Source organism: Georgenia sp. SYP-B2076, assembly GCF_003991205.1.
Classification (GTDB): Bacteria; Actinomycetota; Actinomycetes; order Actinomycetales; family Actinomycetaceae; genus Georgenia.
Window position 1 is genome coordinate 248,390 of sequence record NZ_RXOZ01000022.1, and the last position, 16,752, is coordinate 265,141.

The 16,752-nt window shown below is 67.4% G+C and carries 13 protein-coding genes and 2 pseudogenes; 4 read left to right on the top strand and 11 right to left on the bottom strand.

Going from position 1 to position 16,752, the window contains the following annotated elements; all coding sequences use genetic code 11:
• Positions 1-206: 206 nt before the first annotated feature.
• Together EJK16_RS10460 and EJK16_RS10465 are read left to right on the top strand one after the other, a co-directional pair.
• Positions 207-1,733: pseudogene (locus EJK16_RS10460) on the top strand (type IV secretory system conjugative DNA transfer family protein); the annotation flags it as partial.
• Positions 1,734-1,916: 183 nt separating this feature from the next.
• On the top strand, positions 1,917-2,204 hold the full coding sequence (locus EJK16_RS10465) for an SDR family oxidoreductase (RefSeq protein ID WP_127129020.1): 288 nt from the start codon (positions 1,917-1,919) through the stop codon (positions 2,202-2,204).
• A 152-nt stretch (positions 2,205-2,356) separates the two neighbouring features.
• Here EJK16_RS10465 and EJK16_RS10470 read toward each other — a convergent pair whose 3' ends face one another.
• From EJK16_RS10470 to EJK16_RS10510, 10 genes and pseudogenes are all read right to left on the bottom strand, one after another.
• Positions 2,357-3,628: an ABC transporter substrate-binding protein gene (locus EJK16_RS10470; protein WP_164737287.1), complete on the bottom strand. Its 1,272-nt coding sequence runs from the start codon at positions 3,626-3,628 to the stop codon at positions 2,357-2,359.
• 186 nt (positions 3,629-3,814) lie between these two features.
• Positions 3,815-5,287 carry an NAD-dependent succinate-semialdehyde dehydrogenase gene (locus EJK16_RS10475; RefSeq protein WP_127129023.1) on the bottom strand — a complete coding sequence of 491 codons (1,473 nt, stop codon included), beginning with the start codon at positions 5,285-5,287 and terminating at the stop codon, positions 3,815-3,817.
• 101 nt (positions 5,288-5,388) lie between these two features.
• Complete coding sequence (locus EJK16_RS10480; RefSeq protein ID WP_127129025.1) at positions 5,389-7,125, bottom strand: thiamine pyrophosphate-binding protein; 1,737 nt, start codon at positions 7,123-7,125, stop codon at positions 5,389-5,391.
• 46 nt (positions 7,126-7,171) lie between these two features.
• The gene (locus EJK16_RS10485; protein ID WP_205739705.1) at positions 7,172-7,969 is read right to left on the bottom strand and encodes an SDR family NAD(P)-dependent oxidoreductase; all 798 of its coding nucleotides are present in this window, start codon (positions 7,967-7,969) and stop codon (positions 7,172-7,174) included.
• Positions 7,970-8,050: 81 nt separating this feature from the next.
• A complete protein-coding gene (locus tag EJK16_RS10490) occupies positions 8,051-8,779 on the bottom strand; it encodes an ABC transporter ATP-binding protein (RefSeq protein WP_127129029.1) in 729 nt (242 codons plus the stop codon).
• Positions 8,766-9,005 (bottom strand): hypothetical protein, encoded by a 240-nt coding sequence (locus EJK16_RS20630; protein ID WP_370276019.1) that lies wholly within the window; start codon positions 9,003-9,005, stop codon positions 8,766-8,768. The genes EJK16_RS10490 and EJK16_RS20630 overlap by 14 nt, the downstream gene beginning before the upstream one ends.
• 57 nt (positions 9,006-9,062) lie before the next feature.
• A pseudogene (locus EJK16_RS20635) lies at positions 9,063-9,407 on the bottom strand (ATP-binding cassette domain-containing protein); the annotation flags it as partial.
• Between the two features lie 89 nt (positions 9,408-9,496).
• Positions 9,497-10,507 carry a branched-chain amino acid ABC transporter permease gene (locus EJK16_RS10500; protein WP_164737288.1) on the bottom strand — a complete coding sequence of 337 codons (1,011 nt, stop codon included), beginning with the start codon at positions 10,505-10,507 and terminating at the stop codon, positions 9,497-9,499.
• A 71-nt stretch (positions 10,508-10,578) separates the two neighbouring features.
• The gene (locus EJK16_RS10505; RefSeq protein WP_127129035.1) at positions 10,579-11,445 is read right to left on the bottom strand and encodes a branched-chain amino acid ABC transporter permease; all 867 of its coding nucleotides are present in this window, start codon (positions 11,443-11,445) and stop codon (positions 10,579-10,581) included.
• Between the two features lie 77 nt (positions 11,446-11,522).
• Positions 11,523-12,752, bottom strand: coding sequence for an ABC transporter substrate-binding protein (locus EJK16_RS10510; protein WP_164737289.1), 1,230 nt, complete (start codon positions 12,750-12,752; stop codon positions 11,523-11,525).
• A gap of 234 nt (positions 12,753-12,986) precedes the next feature.
• On the opposite strand from EJK16_RS10510, the gene EJK16_RS10515 reads away from it, so the two are divergent.
• Positions 12,987-13,778 carry an IclR family transcriptional regulator gene (locus tag EJK16_RS10515; RefSeq protein ID WP_127129039.1) on the top strand — a complete coding sequence of 264 codons (792 nt, stop codon included), beginning with the start codon at positions 12,987-12,989 and terminating at the stop codon, positions 13,776-13,778.
• 40 nt (positions 13,779-13,818) lie between these two features.
• Here EJK16_RS10515 and EJK16_RS10520 read toward each other — a convergent pair whose 3' ends face one another.
• Positions 13,819-14,811 carry an NAD(P)H-quinone oxidoreductase gene (locus EJK16_RS10520; protein WP_127129041.1) on the bottom strand — a complete coding sequence of 331 codons (993 nt, stop codon included), beginning with the start codon at positions 14,809-14,811 and terminating at the stop codon, positions 13,819-13,821.
• A 186-nt stretch (positions 14,812-14,997) separates the two neighbouring features.
• Between EJK16_RS10520 and EJK16_RS10525 the strand changes: the two genes are divergently transcribed.
• A complete protein-coding gene (locus EJK16_RS10525) occupies positions 14,998-16,728 on the top strand; it encodes an acetolactate synthase catalytic subunit (protein ID WP_127129043.1) in 1,731 nt (576 codons plus the stop codon).
• Positions 16,729-16,752 lie beyond the last annotated feature (24 nt).

Below are 16,752 nucleotides of genomic sequence, written 5' to 3' on the forward strand. Positions count from 1 at the left end.
GCCGAGTTCATCGTCGAGGTGTCGAACCCGAAGAGCAGGCCCCCGACGGCGGCTCCCGCCGCGACCAGCGTCACATACGTGTACGAGTGCGTACCGGTGGAGGTCGACATGGAGTTCCCCCGTCTCTCGTGGGACGCCCCGACCCGAAGACTCTAGAACTGGGAGCCCGGCTGGGCATCCTGGGCACCCGGCGTAGGACTCGTCGGGTGGTCGGTGTCATCCTCACCGGGCTCGGCGCGACGGCCTGGGGGGTGTGGCGGCTGTTCCGCCGCGACAAGACCGGGGTCCCGCGTGATGACCCGCGCCGGCTCGCCGGAACCGCCACCGGCCGCGACGTCGCCAAGGCCGCATCCACCAAGGCCCTGCTCGCCCGCTCCCGAGCCCTGCGCCCGTCGCTAATCAAGCCGGCCCCGTCCGACGTCGGCTATCTGCTCGGCTCCTCCAAGGGGAAGGACGTGTGGGCGTCCGTCGAGGACTCCGTCCTAGTGCTCGGCCCGCCCCGGTCGGGAAAGGGCCTGCACGTGGTCATCAACTCGATCCTCGACGCGCCCGGGGCCGTCATCACCACCTCGACCCGCCCGGACAACCTCACCGCCACCATGAAGGCGCGCGAGCGACGCGGCCCGATCGCCGTCTTCGATCCCCAGCACCTGGCCCACGGACTGCCCACCGGGCTGCGCTGGTCTCTCGTGCGCGGGTGCGAGAACCCCCTCACGGCCATGATCCGCGCCACCGGGTTCAGCTCGGCCACCGGGCTATCCACGGGCGGAGTCGAGTCCGGCGGCTTCTGGGAAGGCAAGACCCGCACGGCCCTGCAAGCCCTGCTGCATGCCGCCGCCCTCGGGCAGTGCTCACCGCGCGACCTGTTCGCCTGGTCCCTGTCCCCCTCGGCCGCGGCGGACGCCGTCGCCATCCTGTCCTCACAGCCCCACGCCGCGCCCGGCTGGGCCGAGTCGCTGGAATCCACCATCCACTCCGACCCGCGCACCCGAGACTCGATCTGGATGGGCGTCTCCCTCGCGCTGACCTGCCTGGCGGACCCCCGCGTCATGGACGCCGTCTCCCCCGGCCCGGCGAGTCGTCCGACCCGGCCGAGTTCCTGCGCGGCAACGGGACGATGTACCTGCTGGCCACCGGGGCCGGCGCCTCGGCGTCCTGGTCACTCGTCGCGGCGTTCATCGAGGACCTCGTCGAGACCGCCCGCGCCTTGGCCGCCGCCTCGCCGGGTGCGCGGCTGGACCCGCCGCTGCTCCTCGCGCTCGACGAGATCGGCAACCTCTCCCCCTTGCCGTCACTGCCCGTGCTCATGGCCGAAGGCGGAGGCACCGGGCTCACCACCATGACGGTCCTCCAGTCCCTGTCCCAAGCACGCGCCAGGTGGGGCGACCACAACGCCGGAGCCATCGGGGACGCATCCATCGTCAAGATCGTCCTCGGCGGGGCGTCCGTCGCCAAAGACCTCCAGGACGTCTCCGCGCTCATTGGCGAGCGTGACGAGATCACAGAGTCCGTCTCCGTCGGCGACCACGGCTCCCGCTCCGTCCAACGATCCATGCGCCGCGTCCCCGTCATGCCACCTGAGACCATCCGCATGCTTCCCTTCGGCACCGCCCTCGTGCTCCTGCGGTCCGCGCCCCCTCGTCACCGACCTACGGGCATGGATCAACCGCAAGGACGCCGAACAGCTCACCACCGAGCGCGCAGCGATCGAGCGGACCCTGCGCCGTTCATGAACTGGGTGGCGCGCCCAGCTCAACGACTGCCGATAACAGCAGTCACCGGAAGATGGCACGAACCTGTTTCATTGGCCTGCCGCCGCTTCACGAGCAGCAGGTCGGCAAGGTGCACTCGATGCTGGCGGATCATCAATGTCGCTATTCCCGTGGCCAGGGTGAACCCACGTCGAGGCGAGCGACGTGGACTACTACAGCGGCTACGAGGCGGGCTTGATCGGCCCGTCCAGGATCGTTGCTGGTGAGTGCTCCCGGTTCGGCGTCACGGTGAACACTGTCGCGCCAGAGGGTCTCCTCATCGCTGGCGTACAGCCAGCGGACATCATCGATGAGCAGATGCAACAAGTGCCGGTCGGGCGTATCGGCGCGGCGGCTGAGGTGACCCACGCCGTGGGCTTCGTTCGGGACGACCGGGTCGGCTTCATCACCGGAAGCGTTCTCGATCTCAACGGCGCCGCCCTCTTGCCGTGAGGCCTGCGGGCCAGTCCAAGCCCTACCTTGCGAGATGCCAGGCGGAGGACACAGCCTGCTGGGGATAACCCCGAAGATCGGAGGCATGCCCAGCAGGCCCGGAGAACTGAGCTATGACCCCGAGGGTGCAAGCTCGCTGAAGGACACCCCGGCTACTCCCCCATAAGCGTGAACTCGGCAGCGGCCGCAGCATTTGGGTAGACAGTCTTCATGATGCCGTCGTGGTATTGCATGATGTAGTACCCCGCTCGGACATTCTGACCGGTCTCGTCGAACTGGACACCGTAGTACGTCGGGGTGCCACCGTCAGGGAGGTCCAGGGATCGGGCCGCCTCGAGGATCGAGTCCGGGTCACTGACGTCCGCGTGGGGAAGGACCTCTTCGAACAGCACGTACGCCCCGTGGAATCCCATGGTGGCGTGCGCCAGCGGCGGGCGGCCGATCATCTCCTCGTACTTCGCGGTCCATTCCTCGTATGTGGTCGACAAACCGTCGTTGAGTAGCTCGTCGGTGATACCGAGCGGGGCTCCATCGCCGGCGAGAATGCCGTTCACTCGGTCACCGAGCGCTTCCGCGATGTCCGGTGTCGTGAATCCTGCCCCGGACCCGAACACCACACCGGGCTCGAACCCCAGCTCCTGCGACTGCTTCATCAGCAGGATGGCGTCGTTGACGTAGGAGATCGCGTACAGGAACTCCACGTCGGCGCTCTTGAGGTTCTCGATCACGGAGGACAGGTCGTTCGCGGTCGCGGTGTAGGGCAGGTCGGCCACGAGGTTCCAGTCGTTGTCCGCCGCCATCTGCCGCACGGCGTCGGCCGACGATGTCCCGAACGCGCTGTCCTCGTAGACCATCCCGACGCGGACGTCGCTGAAGTCCTTGGCCATCGCCGGGCCGACCACGTCGTCGAAGAAGTCGGCCGCCGTCTCTTGATACGCCGGCAGTGACACGGAGATGTTGGTACGGAGGAGGTGCTCCAGACCGCGTTCGGTGGTCTCGGCGGCGGCACTGCCCGTCTCCCAGTACACCGTGCTGTTGCGGTTGGCCACCTCCGAGGCAGGGATGGCGATGCCGCTGGAGTAGGAGCCCATGATCACCGAGACGTCGGGGTCCATGCTCAGCGTCCCGGCGACGGCGACCGCGTCTTCTGGGGTCGGCGCGTCGCTGACCTTGAACTCGATCGGGCGACCATCGATGCCGCCCTGCTCGTTGATGATCGCCTGGGCGACCTTGTATCCGTTGTACATCTCGTTACCGAGTGCCGAGAGACTTCCGGTGAGCGGGAGGAGGACGCCGACGGTGATCGGGTCTTCTCCACTCTCGCCTCCCCCCGGCCTATCGCCTGTGCTCGACGAGCACGCCGCGAGGGCGAGCGTGATTCCCGCTCCGAGCGTGACGATCCGGCTCTTACGACTGAACTTCATGGCAACTCCTATGCGCATCCTTGGGCATGTGGGTCGCCGATTCTCCTGTGGGAGACGTGCCGTTTGAGATCGCGTACTGACCGTCAGTCCGAAATCGCGATCAACTGGGGCTCGACGTACCCGCGGGCCGGTACACCCAGGGGGACTGGAATCGACATCAGGCCAGAATCCGGCCTACGGCGATCATCACCTCTTCGCGTATGGATCAGGCGTCAGGGTGTACTTCACCGAGAGGTATTCGTGAATTCCCTCAACACCGCCCTCTCGGCCCATCCCGGACTGCTTCACGCCGCCGAACGGGGCGGCGGCGTTGGAGATGGCGCCGACATTGAGGCCCATCATCCCGGTCTCGAGCCGGTCGATCATCCGTTGCCCGCGAGCGGGGTCTTGAGTGAAGACGTAGCTCACGAGCCCGAACTCCGTGGCGTTGGCCAGCCGAACGGCGTCGGCCTCGTCCGCGAACGGGACGATCGCCAGCACGGGACCAAAAATCTCCTCTTCGAGGATGCGGCTGCCCGTCGCGACACCGACGAGTACCGTCGGCTCGAAAAACGTCCCCGGCCCCGGCGCGGACGTACCGCCGACACGAAGGGCTGCGCGGCGCATGACTGCGTCGTCGACGAGGTCCTGCGCCTTGGTCACCGCACGGTCGTCGATGAGCGGCCCGATCGTGACTCCGTGCTCGGTGCCGCGTCCCATGTGCAGTTCTCGCACCCGCGCTGTGACACGCTCGGCGAACTCTTCGGCGACGCTCTCGTGAACGAGGAACCGGTTCGCGGCGGTGCACGCCTGGCCGATGTTGCGGAACTTCGCCAGCATCGCGCCGTCGATGGCGAGATCGAGGTCGGCGTCCTCGAACACGAGGAACGGCGCGTTGCCGCCCAGTTCCATGGACACGCGCAGGACCGAGTCCGCTGCCTGTCGGATGAGCTGTTTGCCCACCGGTGTGGAGCCCGTGAAGCTGAGCTTGCGCAGCCGGGGATCACGGATGATCGGACCGGAGACGCCGGCGGCGTCGGTGGTCGTCACGACGTTGACGACCCCGTCGGGCAGGCCTGCCTCCTGGAGGATGCCGGCGAGGGCGAGTGTCGTCAACGGGGTGAGCTCGGCCGGCTTGAGGACCACTGTGCACCCGGCGGCGAGGGCCGGGGCGATCTTGCGGGTGGCCATCGCCAGCGGGAAGTTCCACGGGGTGATGAGGTAGCAGGGCCCGACCGGTCGGTACGAGACGATCATCCGCCCGGTCCCCTCGGGGTTGGTGCCATACCGGCCGTTGATGCGGACCGCTTCCTCGCTGAACCACCTGAGGAACTCGCCACCGTAGGTCACCTCGGACCGCGACTCGGCGAGAGGCTTGCCCATCTCCAGCGTCATGAGAAGTGCGAGCTCCTCGAACTGGGTCTGCACCAGGTCGAACGCCCGACGCAGGATCTCACCGCGCACGCGTGGCGTGGTCGCCGCCCAGGACTCGGCCGCCGCGACGGCGGCGTCGAGTGCCGCGATCCCGTCCGCCGGGGTGGCATCCGCCACGTGGGCGATGGCATCCCCGGTCGCGGGGTCGACTACGTCGAACCGGGTGCCGGACGCACTCTCGCGCCAGCGTCCGCCGATGAACAGCCGATCCTCCAGATCGTCGAGAACCTCGCTCGTGCTTGTCACACCAGACCTCCTTGCTCGAAGCTGCCACCGTCACGTGCCCGTCAGCCCGGGACGGCCCCGGGCCCGCTGCGACATGAATGTCGTAGCGGGCCCGGCGTGTGTCATGCGGTCTTGCTGGTGACCTGCTCGTGACTGACCCCTGCCATCGAGGTCTGGATCGTGAGGTAGGACTCGGTGAGGTTCGTCTTCACGACCAAGACGGTGACTCCGTCGTTCTCCAGCCCAGCGGCGACACCGGCGCGGACCTCGTCGTCCGATGTGGCGGTGATGGCGGTGCAGCCAATGGCGGCGGCGATCGCCCCGAGGTCGAAGGGCGCGAAGTCGGCGAGGAACGAACGCTCGCCCTGACCGTGCTTGACCCAGCCGAGCGCCTGGTTGTCCATGACGACGACCAGCACCTTGCGCTTGTTCTCCACCGCCGTCATGAGTCCGTGGAGGCTCATCGCGTACCCACCATCGCCGGTGACCGCGACCGCCTGGCGGTCGGGGTGGGTGTAGGTCGCGGCCAATGCGGCGGAGACCGCGTAGCCCATGCCGCCACCCCCGTTGGGCTGCATGAGCACGCCACCCTGGCGGACCTGGTAGTCGTGCAGCATGAAGATGCGGTTCTCCCCTGCGTCACACATGACGACGGCGTTGGCCGGGAGGGTCTCCCCGAGCGTGCGGGCGAGCTTTCGGGGGTTCACCACCTGAGCGTCCGGATCGCTGGCGGCGATCTCCTCGAAGTACCCGACCTGCTCGCGTACCTGCGCCACGCGCATGCGTCCGCCGGCGGCGACGCCCGTGGCCGCCGAGGCGAGCCGGGGCAGCACGTCGCCGGCGCGGCCGAGCAGGCCGTGCGCGACCGGGTGGGTCCAGTTGATGTTGAGCGCCTCGATGTCGACCTGGACGATCGTCTGCCGCCCGGCGTCGATGAGCTCGGGCTTCTCGTCGATCGTGTCGGTCGAGCCGAGCTTCGTCGCCACGGCGATGATCAGGTCGGAATCGCCCACGAGGGTGTTGGCGGAGTTCTGCCCGAAGGATCCCATGACGCCGGCGGCGAGCGGGTGATCCTCGGCGAAGACGCTCTTGCCGCTCGTGGTGGTGGCGACCGGGATGTCGAGGGCCTCGGCGAACGCGAGGAGCGCATCGAGGCCGGCGTCGTCACGCACACCGTTGCCGGCGACGATGATCGGGCGGGCCGCGCCCTTGATGGCCGCAGCGGCGTCGGCGATGGCGGCGTCGGTGGTGGTGGGCACGGGCGAGAGGTAGCTCCGGTCGATGAAGACGCGGGCGGCGTCGGCCTCGGTGAAACGGTTGAGCAGGGCGTCACTGTGGAAGACCACAGCGACGGGGCCGGGCTCGCCGTCGAGGGCGTGCTTGGCGGCGAGCTGGGTCATCTGCACGGCCTGGACCGGGTCGGTCGCGACGAAGGTCCGCTTGGTGATGGCGGCCATGGCAGTGGGCAGGTCGTAGGCGCCGTAGCCACCGAACCCTGACTGGTAGGGGCCGTGGTGGGAGTAGGTCCCACCCTCAGTGGTGTCGATGAGGATGACCATCGGGGAGGAGCCGAGGTGGGCCTCCATGACCCCGATACCGCCGGCGCCGAGCACCCACGCGCCCTGGGCCATGACGACGGCGACGCGCCCGGAGAGGCGGCCGTAGGCCTCGGCCATGACGGTGCCGATGGACTCTTCGCGGACGAGGACGCTCTCGACGGTGTCCTGGTGGTCGCGCAGCGCGTCGTAGATCTGGACGGTGTGCCCGCCCGGCATGCCGAAGACGATGGGCTTCTCGAAGGTGGCGATGACCTCGGCGACGCCCTGGGCGCCGGTGGTCGATGCGGTGATGTTCGTCATGTCACTAACTCCGTTGTCGATCGATGCGAAAGGGGTGGCTTGGGGTCTAGAGGGTGGATCCGCCGTCGACGGGGATGACCGTCCCGGTGACGTAGGCGCCGAGGTCCGTGGCGAGGAATTCGACGACGCCCGCGCAGTCTTCGGGCGTGCCGAGGCGGCGGAGAGCGACGCTGTCGGTGAGCTGCTCGCCGCCCATGGTGTCGAAGAGCGGCATGAGGCGACCGGTGCCGATGTACCCCGGAGCGATGCAGTTGGCGGTGATGCCGTAGGGCCCGACCTCCTGCGCGAGGTACTTCGTGTACATGGCGATACCTGCCTTGGCGGCGCCGTAGTGGGCGTAGCCTCCCGTGCGGTCGGCGCGTCGGCCGGCCTGGCTCGAGACCGTGATGAGGCGACCTGAGCGCTGCTTCTTCATGGGTCCGGCGGCGGCCTTGCAGGTGTAGATGGTGCCGTAGAGGTTGCGCTGGAGGACGCCGTCGAGCACGTCGTCGGCCACCTCGGTGGCTTTGGTCTCGCTGATGGCGCCGATCCCGCCACCGGCGTTGCAGACGGCAATGTCGAGCCTGCCCCATGCCTCGATGATCTGGTCGACGGCGGCCTGCATGGCCTCTGGCTCGGTCACATCGGCCTCGATGGCGAGGGCCCCGCGTCCGAGGCTTTCGATCTCGGCTGCGGTCGAGTCGCCCTGCATGGAGCTCTTCTCCAGCTCGAACGCCTCGTAGGACTTGAGGTCGAAGTCGAGCACGGCGACGTCGGCGCCCAGCTCGGCGAGGCGGAGGGCGTAGGACCGTCCGATGCCGCGGCCTGCCCCGGTGACCAGTGCCGTCTTTCCCTGAAGCTTCAAGTTTCCGTTGTCCACGTCTGTCCTTGTCATTCGGTGCGGAAGATCAATTGGGTCGATGAGCGAGATGCCGAGCGGCGTGCCTCAAGTACGGGCGATCTCGGCGATGCCGAGCATGACGTCGGTGAGGCCGGGGTCGTTCAGCAGCCCCTGCCCGGTGCCCGCCATGACGACCTGCCCCTCCTGGAGTGCGTATCCGCGGTCGCAGATGCTCAGCGCGTGCCGAACGTTCTGCTCGACGAGCAGGATCGTCGTGCCCCGTTGCCGGATCTCCGTGATGAGCTCGAAGAGCTGGGAGACGATAATGGGCGCGAGGCCCAGCGAGGGCTCGTCCAGCATGAGCAGTCGGGGCTGAGCCATGAGCGCCCGGCCGATCGCGAGCATCTGCTGCTGGCCACCACTCATGGAGCCAGCCCGCTGCTTGCGCCGTTCCTGGAGCGCGGGGAGCAGCTCGTAGATCCACTCCTCGGTCTCCTTCGACCGCGACCGGGCGTTCTTCGCGAAGGCACCGAGCCGGAGGTTGTCCTCGACCGTGAGGTAGGGGAAGAGGTGTCGGTTCTCCGGAACCTGGACCAGGCCTAGCTCGGGCAACAGGTGCGCTTGCTTCTCGTGGACCTGATTCCCGTCGAAGCTGATGGTGCCAGCACTGATGCGGTAGACGCCCGAAATCGCGTTCATGAGCGTGGTCTTGCCGGCACCGTTGGCGCCGACCAGGGCAACGATCTCGCCCTCGTCGATGTGCAAGGTCGCGCCATTGAGCGCCTGCACCTCGCCGTAGTGGAACTCGACCGAGTTCACCTCAAGCAGTGGCATAGCTCTCTCCCAGGTAGGACTCGATGACGCGGGGATCCTTCATGACGGCGTCGGGCAAGCCGTCGGCGATCTTCCTGCCCTGGTTCATCACGACGATGCGCTGCGCTAGCTGGGTCACCGCCCGCATGACGTGCTCCACGACGACGATCGTGATGCCCTCCCGGTTGATGCCCCGCACTGTCTCGATGAAACTCTCGAGCTCGGCCGGGTTGAGGCCAGCCATCATCTCGTCGAGCAGCAACACCTTGGGCTCGGTGGCCAGTGCCCGAGCCACCTCGAGGCGCTTGCGACTGGAGAGCGTGAGGCTCGCGGCCGAGACGTCGGCGAGTGGCTCCAGGCCGACCAGCCGGACGGCTCGCATCGCCGCCCCGCGGGCAGCCTCGACCGATGCCGTCCGCACGAACGCACCGACCATGACGTTCTCCAGCGTCGTCATGCCCTGGAGTGGGCGGACCACTTGGAACGTGCGCGCCACGCCCATCTGGCACATGTCGTAGTCACGCGTATTGGTGACGTCTTGGCCGAATGCGGTGATGGTTCCGAACGTGGGCCGGAAAGCGCCTGCAATGAGGTTGAACAGCGTGCTCTTGCCGGCGCCGTTGGCCCCGACCAGGGCCAGCAGCTCGCCGCTGTGGACCTCGAGGTCGACCTCGTCGACCGCCTTGACGCCACCGAAGTGCTTGCTGACCTTCGTGGCGGTGATCACGGACTCGGTGCTCACACCAGCTCCCCTTCCTTGACCTGCTGCTCTTCGGCGGCGCTCACGGGCGGTCCATTACGGGCCCGTACCCGCAGCTTGACCCGTTCGACGAGGCTCCACAGCCCGCCGGGGACGAGGAGGACGACGAAGATGAGCACGGCGGAGTAGACGAGCGTGTGCACGCCGGGGGCATCGCCACCGAACCTTGCCAGCACGATGTGACTGACCGGGACCAGCACTGCGGCGCCGACCAGTGGACCGAAGACAAACCCGGCCCCTCCCACGACGGCGAGGGCGAGCGCCTCGATGGACACGGCGATACCAAAGACGCTGTCGGGCGAGAGAAAGAGGATGTACTGGCTGTAGATCGTGCCGACACCGGCTGCCATGCCGCCGCTGAAGATCGCCGCGACGAGCTTGACCCGACTGGTGTTCACTCCGAGCGCCCGGGCGGCGTCCTCATCGTCACGCACGGCGGCAAGCCGGTAGCCCATCCGCGACCGGGCGATGGCCTGCGACACGGCAAGGCAGAGCACGAGGAAGAGGCCAGCGAGGATCACGTACTGCCAGCGGTCCGGGAAGATCATGTTCCCGAAGCTGGGGTCGTACGGCACCGGCACGCCGACCTGCCCGTATGTCAGGTCCCGCAGGTGCACCGAGAGGTGGAAGACGATGAGTCCGAACGCCAGCGTCGAGAGGGCGAAGTACGGCCCGCGCAGGCGGAAGGACGGGATACCGATCGCCCACGCCAGCGCCGCACCGAGGACGATGGCGACGAGCAGGCCGAACCACGGTGAGATGCCGTAGTCGACATAGAGCAGCGTGCTCGCGTAGGCCCCGACGCCGAAGAATCCAGCGTGCCCGAGAGAGATCTGACCGGCGAAACCGCCGACGACATTCCAGGCCGTGGCGAGCCCGGCCCAGATCAGCGTCATGACAATCATGTGGCCCCACATCGATGGCAGCTGTGCTGCCGCCACGGTGAGGACGCCGAGCAACGCCGCAATGACCACCAGCGCGGTCACCACCGCACGAAGGCTGAGGGCGCCGCTCGTGCGCGCGGTGCGCTCCTGGCGAGATGTGCGTGTTTCGGTGACCATTAGGCTGCCTCCGCCTTCATTAGGCCCTGCGGGAGCACGAGCAGGATGACCCCAAACAGTGCGAGGACCACCACCTGGCTCATGGCTGCGCCGGCAAGGTATCCGGAGAGGGCCTCGACGACCCCGATGATCAATCCTCCGTACAGGGCACCGATGACGCTGCCGAGGCCACCGAGCACCACCACGACGAACGCGATCGTGAGCATGTTGAGCCCGATCGTCGGATACACCGGGTAGATCGGCACGAGCACTGCGGCGGCGATGCCGGCCATCGCGGCACCGATACCCATCGTGAGCAGGTAGATCCGGTTGACCGGGATCGCCATGAGCTGGGCTGCGTAGCCATCCATCGCGGTGGCGCGGATCGCCTTGCCGATGAGCGTCTTGTCCAGGAAGAGCAGCAACGCACCGGTCATGAGGAGCGCGATGATGAACGCCGCGAGCCGCGTGGTGCCGATGCTGATACCCAACACCTGGAGGGAGCCACCCAGGATTGGCTCGAGCTGCACTGACCGGTAGTTTCCTCCGAACGCCATGAGGGCGACGCTCTGCAGGAAGATGCCGATGCCCAGCGTGAGCACGATCTGGCGTGAGTGACCGCCGGAGATCGTCCACCGGATCAGGCCCGCGTGCATCGCTGCGCCGACGACGAAGAGCAGTACCGCGACGATCGGGATGGCGACGTACGGGTGGATCCCGAAGGCCTGATTGAGGAAGAACGTCGCGTACATGCCGATCATGAGGAGCTCGCCGTGGGCGAAGTTCACGACCTTGAGAACGCCGAAGATCAGGGTGATGCCTGAGGCGAGCAGGGCGTAGATGCCTCCGATGAGCAGCCCGGAGACGATGACTTGAGCGATTGCCATAAGGGTTCCTTTGTTCTGCGTCCCCAAGCGCTCGGGTGAGGCGTAGAGCACCTGGGGACGAAGGAGCGAGTGTGGCGTTACTCGCCGGCGAGGACGAACTCGGTCGCGGCCGTTTCGTCCGGGTAGACGGTGGTGAGCTTGCCGTCCGTGTACTGCATGACGAAGAACCCTGCGCGCTCGTTCTGCCCGGTCTCGTCGAACTTCGTGCCGTAGTAGGCCACGGACCCGCCGGCGGGGACGTCGACGGCGCGGGCGGCGTCGAGGATCGAGTCGGGGTCAGCGGGGTCGGCGTTGGGCAGGACCTCCTGGAAGAGGACCATCGCACCCTGGAAGCCGATCGTGGCGTGGACGAGCGGGTCGCGGCCGATCATCTCGTTGTAGGTGTCGATGAACTCGCTGTAGGTCGGCGAGACGTCGTCGTTGATGAGGTCGTCGGTGATGTTCAGCGGGGCGCCATCGGCTGCAACGATGCCGTTGACGTCGTCACCGAGCGCCTGGGCGATGTCGGGCGTGGTAAAGCCTGCACCGAAGCCGTAGACGACGTCCGGCTCGAAGCCGAGCTCCTTCGACTGCTTCATGAGGAGGATGGCGTCGTTGACGTAAGACGCGGCGTAGAGAAACTCAACGTCCGCGCTCTTGAGGCTCTGCACCACCGAAGAGAGGTCGTTGGTGGTGGCGGTGTAGGCCTGCTCGGCGACGATGTTCCAGTCGTTCGCCTCGGCGTTGGCGCGGAAGGCGTCAACGGCGGACGTGCCGAACGCACTGTCCTCGTGGGCGATGCCGATCCGGACGTCGCTGAAATCCTTGCCGAGGGCCGGACCGACGACCTTCTCGAAGAAGTCGATGTTGATCTTGTTGTAGCTCTCCATCGCCACGCTGGCATTGGTGCGGAAGAGGTATTCCAGACCGCGCTCGGTGGTCTCGGCCGCAGCACTGCCGGTCTCCCAGTAGGGCTTGCCGTTGCGGTTGGCCACCTCGGAGGCAGGGATCGCGATACCGCTGGAGTAGGAACCCAGGATCACCGAGACGTCCGGGTCCATGCTCAGCGTGCCGGCCACGGCGACGGCGTCCTCCGGGGTCGGAGCATCGGAGACCTTGAACTCGATCGGGCGACCGTCGATGCCACCCTGTTCGTTGATGATCTCCTGGGCCACCTTGTACCCGTTGTACATCTCGTTGCCGAGGGCGGCGAGGTTTCCCGTGAGCGGGAGGAGAACTCCGACGGTAATTGCGTCAGCATCGCCACCACCATTTCCATCAGTTGCGCCGGCGCCGTTTCCCGAGCAAGCGGAAAGAATGAGCGCCACACTTGCACCCGCAGCAAGAATTCCGCGAAGACGTCGTGAATTATTCAAGGCAACTCCTCATGCACATCATTGAGCACGTCAGTGCGATCCACCTTTGGATCACCCTGGGAAGCATAGGTAGGGGCACGCGAAGGTCAACGGCAGGTCGTGTGAAAACCCGCAGATCGGTACTTCGTTGTCCGCCTGGTGGTATATGGTCGGCATTACTGTCTCTCTCAACGTCGAGGTGAACACATGTCATCAGAAGGCGTTCAGGTCCTCCACAAGGCCACGGCCCTGCTGCGTGAGCTCGGTGCCGACACGCCCCTATCGGCCGCGGAGCTGGCGACCGCCCTCGGCCAACCGCGCACCACCGTCTACCGCCTGCTGAATACCCTCATGGAACTGGGCTGGGTCAAGGAGACGGAGCAGCGCGGCCGGTTCGCGCTCGACGTGACCATGTTCGCCACCGCGCGCGGCGCCCTGGATCAATCCCCGCTGCGCCAGACGGCGATCTCGTTCCTGCGGGCTCTTCGCAACCGCACGCAGCAGACCGTGTTCCTACTCGTGACGCGCGGCACCGAGGCGATCTGCCTGGAGCGCATGGACGGCTCGGAGGTGTACCCGGTCGGCATGCAGCTCGGTGGCCGATTGCCGCTGCACGCCGGAGCCGGCCCGCGCGTCCTGCTCGCCTTCGGCCGCGCGGAGACCGTGGATGCCTGGGAGGCGGAGGCCCTCGCAAACGGTGAAGCCAAGGCCATCACGGCGCGCACCCTGGTGGACGTCGAGGCGATCAAGAACCGCTTGCAGCTCATCCGGGCGCGCGGGTACGAGATAGCGACCGGCGACAGCGTCGTCGGGATCACGTCGGTCTCGGCACCGATCTTCGGGCCGACCGGTTCGTGCGTCTCCGCCATCTCGGTCGCCGGCCCCACCGAGGACGTCACCGGGGAGAACGCCGGCGCGTCTTACCGTGACCTCGTCATCGCCACGTCGAAGGCGCTCAGCGACAAGCTGGGGGGCGCCGACACCAGGACCAAGGGCTGACCGCCGGCGCGCGCCCGCCGCCCGTATCAGCGGTGACACGTCACCGGACGGTCAGGAGGACCTTCCCTCCGGGTGCCGTGCCGTCCGCGGAGTCTGCGTGGACCCGGGCAGCTTCGTGGATCGGTCGCGTGGTGCCGATGGTGGGCACCACCGAGCCGGCCTCGACGAGCGGCCACAGGTCCTGCTGGACCGCGGCGACTATCTCGGCCTTAGAGCCCCGACCGCGCACGGGTCGGCTGCGCAGGTTGGTCGCAATCACCGCGCCTCGTCGCGCCATGAGTTTGCGCAGGTCCAGCTCGGCCACGGTGCCGCCCTGGATGCCGATCACGGCCAGGCGACCGTCGTGGGCGAGGACGTCGACGTTGCGGTCCAGGTATACCGCGCCCATGACGTCAAGGGCGACGTCAGCGCCATGGCCGCCGGTCGCCTCGCGCACGCGCTCCACGAAGTCCTCCTCGTGGTAGTTGACGAGGATCGTGGCGCCGAGCTCCTCGCACAGGGCGAGTTTGGCGGTGGACCCGGCGGTGACAGCCACCGTGCATCCGAGGGCCACCCCGATCTGGATGGCCATCGTGCCCAGGCCGCCCGCGCCCCCGTGAACGAGCAGTACGTCCCCCGCACTGAGGTCGGCCCGCATGACCAGGTTGGACCACAGCGTGCATGCGGCCTCCGGCAGCGCGGCCGCCGTCGTGAGATCGATCCCGGCGGGGATGTACATGACCTGCTCCGCCGGGACGGCGACCCGCTCCGCATACCCGCCGCCGGCGAGCAGCGCGCAGACCTCCTGCCCAACCTCCCAGCCGTCGACGTCCGCCCCGACGACGCTCACCACACCGGAACACTCCAGGCCAAGAATCTCGCTCGATCCGGGCGGGGGCGGGTACAGGCCCTGCCGCTGCAGCGTGTCCGCCCGATTGAGGGCCGTGGCGGTGATGTCGATGACGATCTCCCCGGCAGCCGGTACCGGATCGGCGACCTCGCTCCAGCGCAGGACGTCGGGGCCGCCAAAGGAATCCATGGTGATTGCTCGCATGGCGCTGGAGTGTGGCACGGAGCTCACAGCACTTCCCCCGGCTCCTCCATTGTTACCACGATGCGGACTTCGATGGCCTGACCCACGGGACATCGCCATAAAAGCACCCCGGTGCCGTTATCGATCTGGTTCCATCTGATCACTCGCAGCACCACGAGCCAGTACCGGCAAATAAGGAAAGAATCAATGACGATCCTCACGCGTACCCGCACCGCCGCCGATGTCATCGTCGCCGCGTTGCAGCGGCACGGAATCACCGATCTTTTTGGCCAGAGTCTGCCCTCCACCGTGTTCCTGGCGGCAGAGGAAGCCGGGCTGCGTCAGGTGGTGTACCGCACCGAGAACGCCGGTGGGGCGATGGCCGACGGATTCGCCAGGGTCTCCAACCGCATCACCGTCGTCGGTGCACAGAACGGCCCCGCCGCGACGCTCCTGGTGCCGCCGATGGCCGAGGCCCTCAAGGCGTCCACGCCGATGCTGTCCCTCGTCCTGGAGGTGCCTGCCTCCAAGCGGGACAAGAACGCGTTCCAGGAGCTGGACCACTTCGCGCTCTTTGCCGGGGTGTCCAAGTGGACCCGGCGGCTGGACGACCCGGACCGGGCTGACGAGTACCTCGACATGGCCATCGTCGCGGCGACGTCCGGACGCCCCGGTCCGGTGGTCCTCCTGCTCCCCGCCGACGTCCTCGAGGCACCGACTGACCGGAACGTCCCGGCCCGCCACACCGTGCTCGGCCACTACCCGCTCGACCGCCCCCGCCCGGACGGTACCGCTGTTGCAGAGGCCGCTGCGCTCCTGGCCAAGGCCGAGCGGCCGATCGTCATCGCCGGTGGTGGCGTCAACCGTTCCGACGCCGCGCAGCAGCTCGCTGCGTTCCAGCAGGCCTCCGGGATTCCCGTCGCCACCACCCCGATGGGCAAGGGCGCGATCGACGAGACCAACGAGCTCTCCGTCGGCGTCGTCGGCAACTACATGGGCACCAACAGCGCCACGAAGTACCTGCGCAGCATGGTCACCGGTGCCGACGTGGTGCTCCTCGTCGGGACGCGGACCAACGAGAACGGTACCGACGGCTGGTCTCTTCTCCCGCGCGGCGCCGAGCTCATCCATGTCGACATCGACGGTCAGGAGGTTGGTCGCAACTACGAGGGCATCCGTCTCGTCGGTGACGCCGGCGCCGCGCTGGCCGACCTGACGATGGCGATCCAGCAGGAGGACCTGACCAAGCGGCGCGGCGTCGAGAACGATGTGAAGGCTGCCATCGCCATCGCCCGCGAGGAGCACCGTCGTGAGTCCGCACGGGTGCGCGAGGCGGCGACCACCCCGATCCGCCCCGAGCGCGTGGTGGCCGAGCTGGACCAGCTCATCGACGAGAACACAATCCTCGTCGCGGATGCGAGTTATTCCTCCAACTGGATCGGCAACTACATCACGAGCCGTCGGGCGGGTCAGAAGTTCTTGCTCCCCCGCGGTCTGGCGGGGCTCGGCTGGGGCTTCCCCATGGCCTTGGGCGCCCAGGTGGCAGAGCCAGAGAGCAAGGTCGTCGTGCTCTCGGGCGACGGCGGGTTCGGTCACGTCTGGGCGGAGCTGGAGACCGCTGTGCGAGAGCGGCTCCCGATCGTCTCGATCGTCCTGAACAACTCCATCCTCGGCTACCAAAAGCACGGGGAGAACTACCTGTTCGGGGCACACACGAGCGCCGTGGACTTCCAGCCCGTCGACCACGCCGCGATCGCCCGTGCCGTCGGCGCGGAGGGCGTCCGGATCAGCGATCCTGCTGAGCTCGCACCCGCTCTCGCAGGGGCGCTGGCGTCCGATCTCCCGACGCTCATCGAGATCATGACCGATCCGACGGCGTACCCGCCGATCACGGCCTGGGACGGCAAGGAAGAGGCGCTCCTCAAGGACTACCTGTGAGGGCGACGAGCGTGCCCATCGTCG

What these genes read in the sequence shown, in the direction of transcription:
- EJK16_RS10505 (WP_127129035.1), bottom strand. Translation starts at nt 11,445, where the DNA reads ATGGCAATCGCTCAAGTCATCGTCTCCGGGCTGCTCATCGGAGGCATC.
- EJK16_RS10520 (WP_127129041.1), bottom strand. Translation starts at nt 14,811, where the DNA reads ATGCGAGCAATCACCATGGATTCCTTTGGCGGCCCCGACGTCCTGCGC.
- EJK16_RS10480 (WP_127129025.1), bottom strand. Translation starts at nt 7,125, where the DNA reads ATGACGAACATCACCGCATCGACCACCGGCGCCCAGGGCGTCGCCGAG.
- EJK16_RS10470 (WP_164737287.1), bottom strand. Translation starts at nt 3,628, where the DNA reads ATGAAGTTCAGTCGTAAGAGCCGGATCGTCACGCTCGGAGCGGGAATC.
- EJK16_RS20630 (WP_370276019.1), bottom strand. Translation starts at nt 9,005, where the DNA reads ATGATGGCTGGCCTCAACCCGGCCGAGCTCGAGAGTTTCATCGAGACA.
- EJK16_RS10490 (WP_127129029.1), bottom strand. Translation starts at nt 8,779, where the DNA reads ATGCCACTGCTTGAGGTGAACTCGGTCGAGTTCCACTACGGCGAGGTG.
- EJK16_RS10515 (WP_127129039.1), top strand. Translation starts at nt 12,987, where the DNA reads ATGTCATCAGAAGGCGTTCAGGTCCTCCACAAGGCCACGGCCCTGCTG.
- EJK16_RS10525 (WP_127129043.1), top strand. Translation starts at nt 14,998, where the DNA reads ATGACGATCCTCACGCGTACCCGCACCGCCGCCGATGTCATCGTCGCC.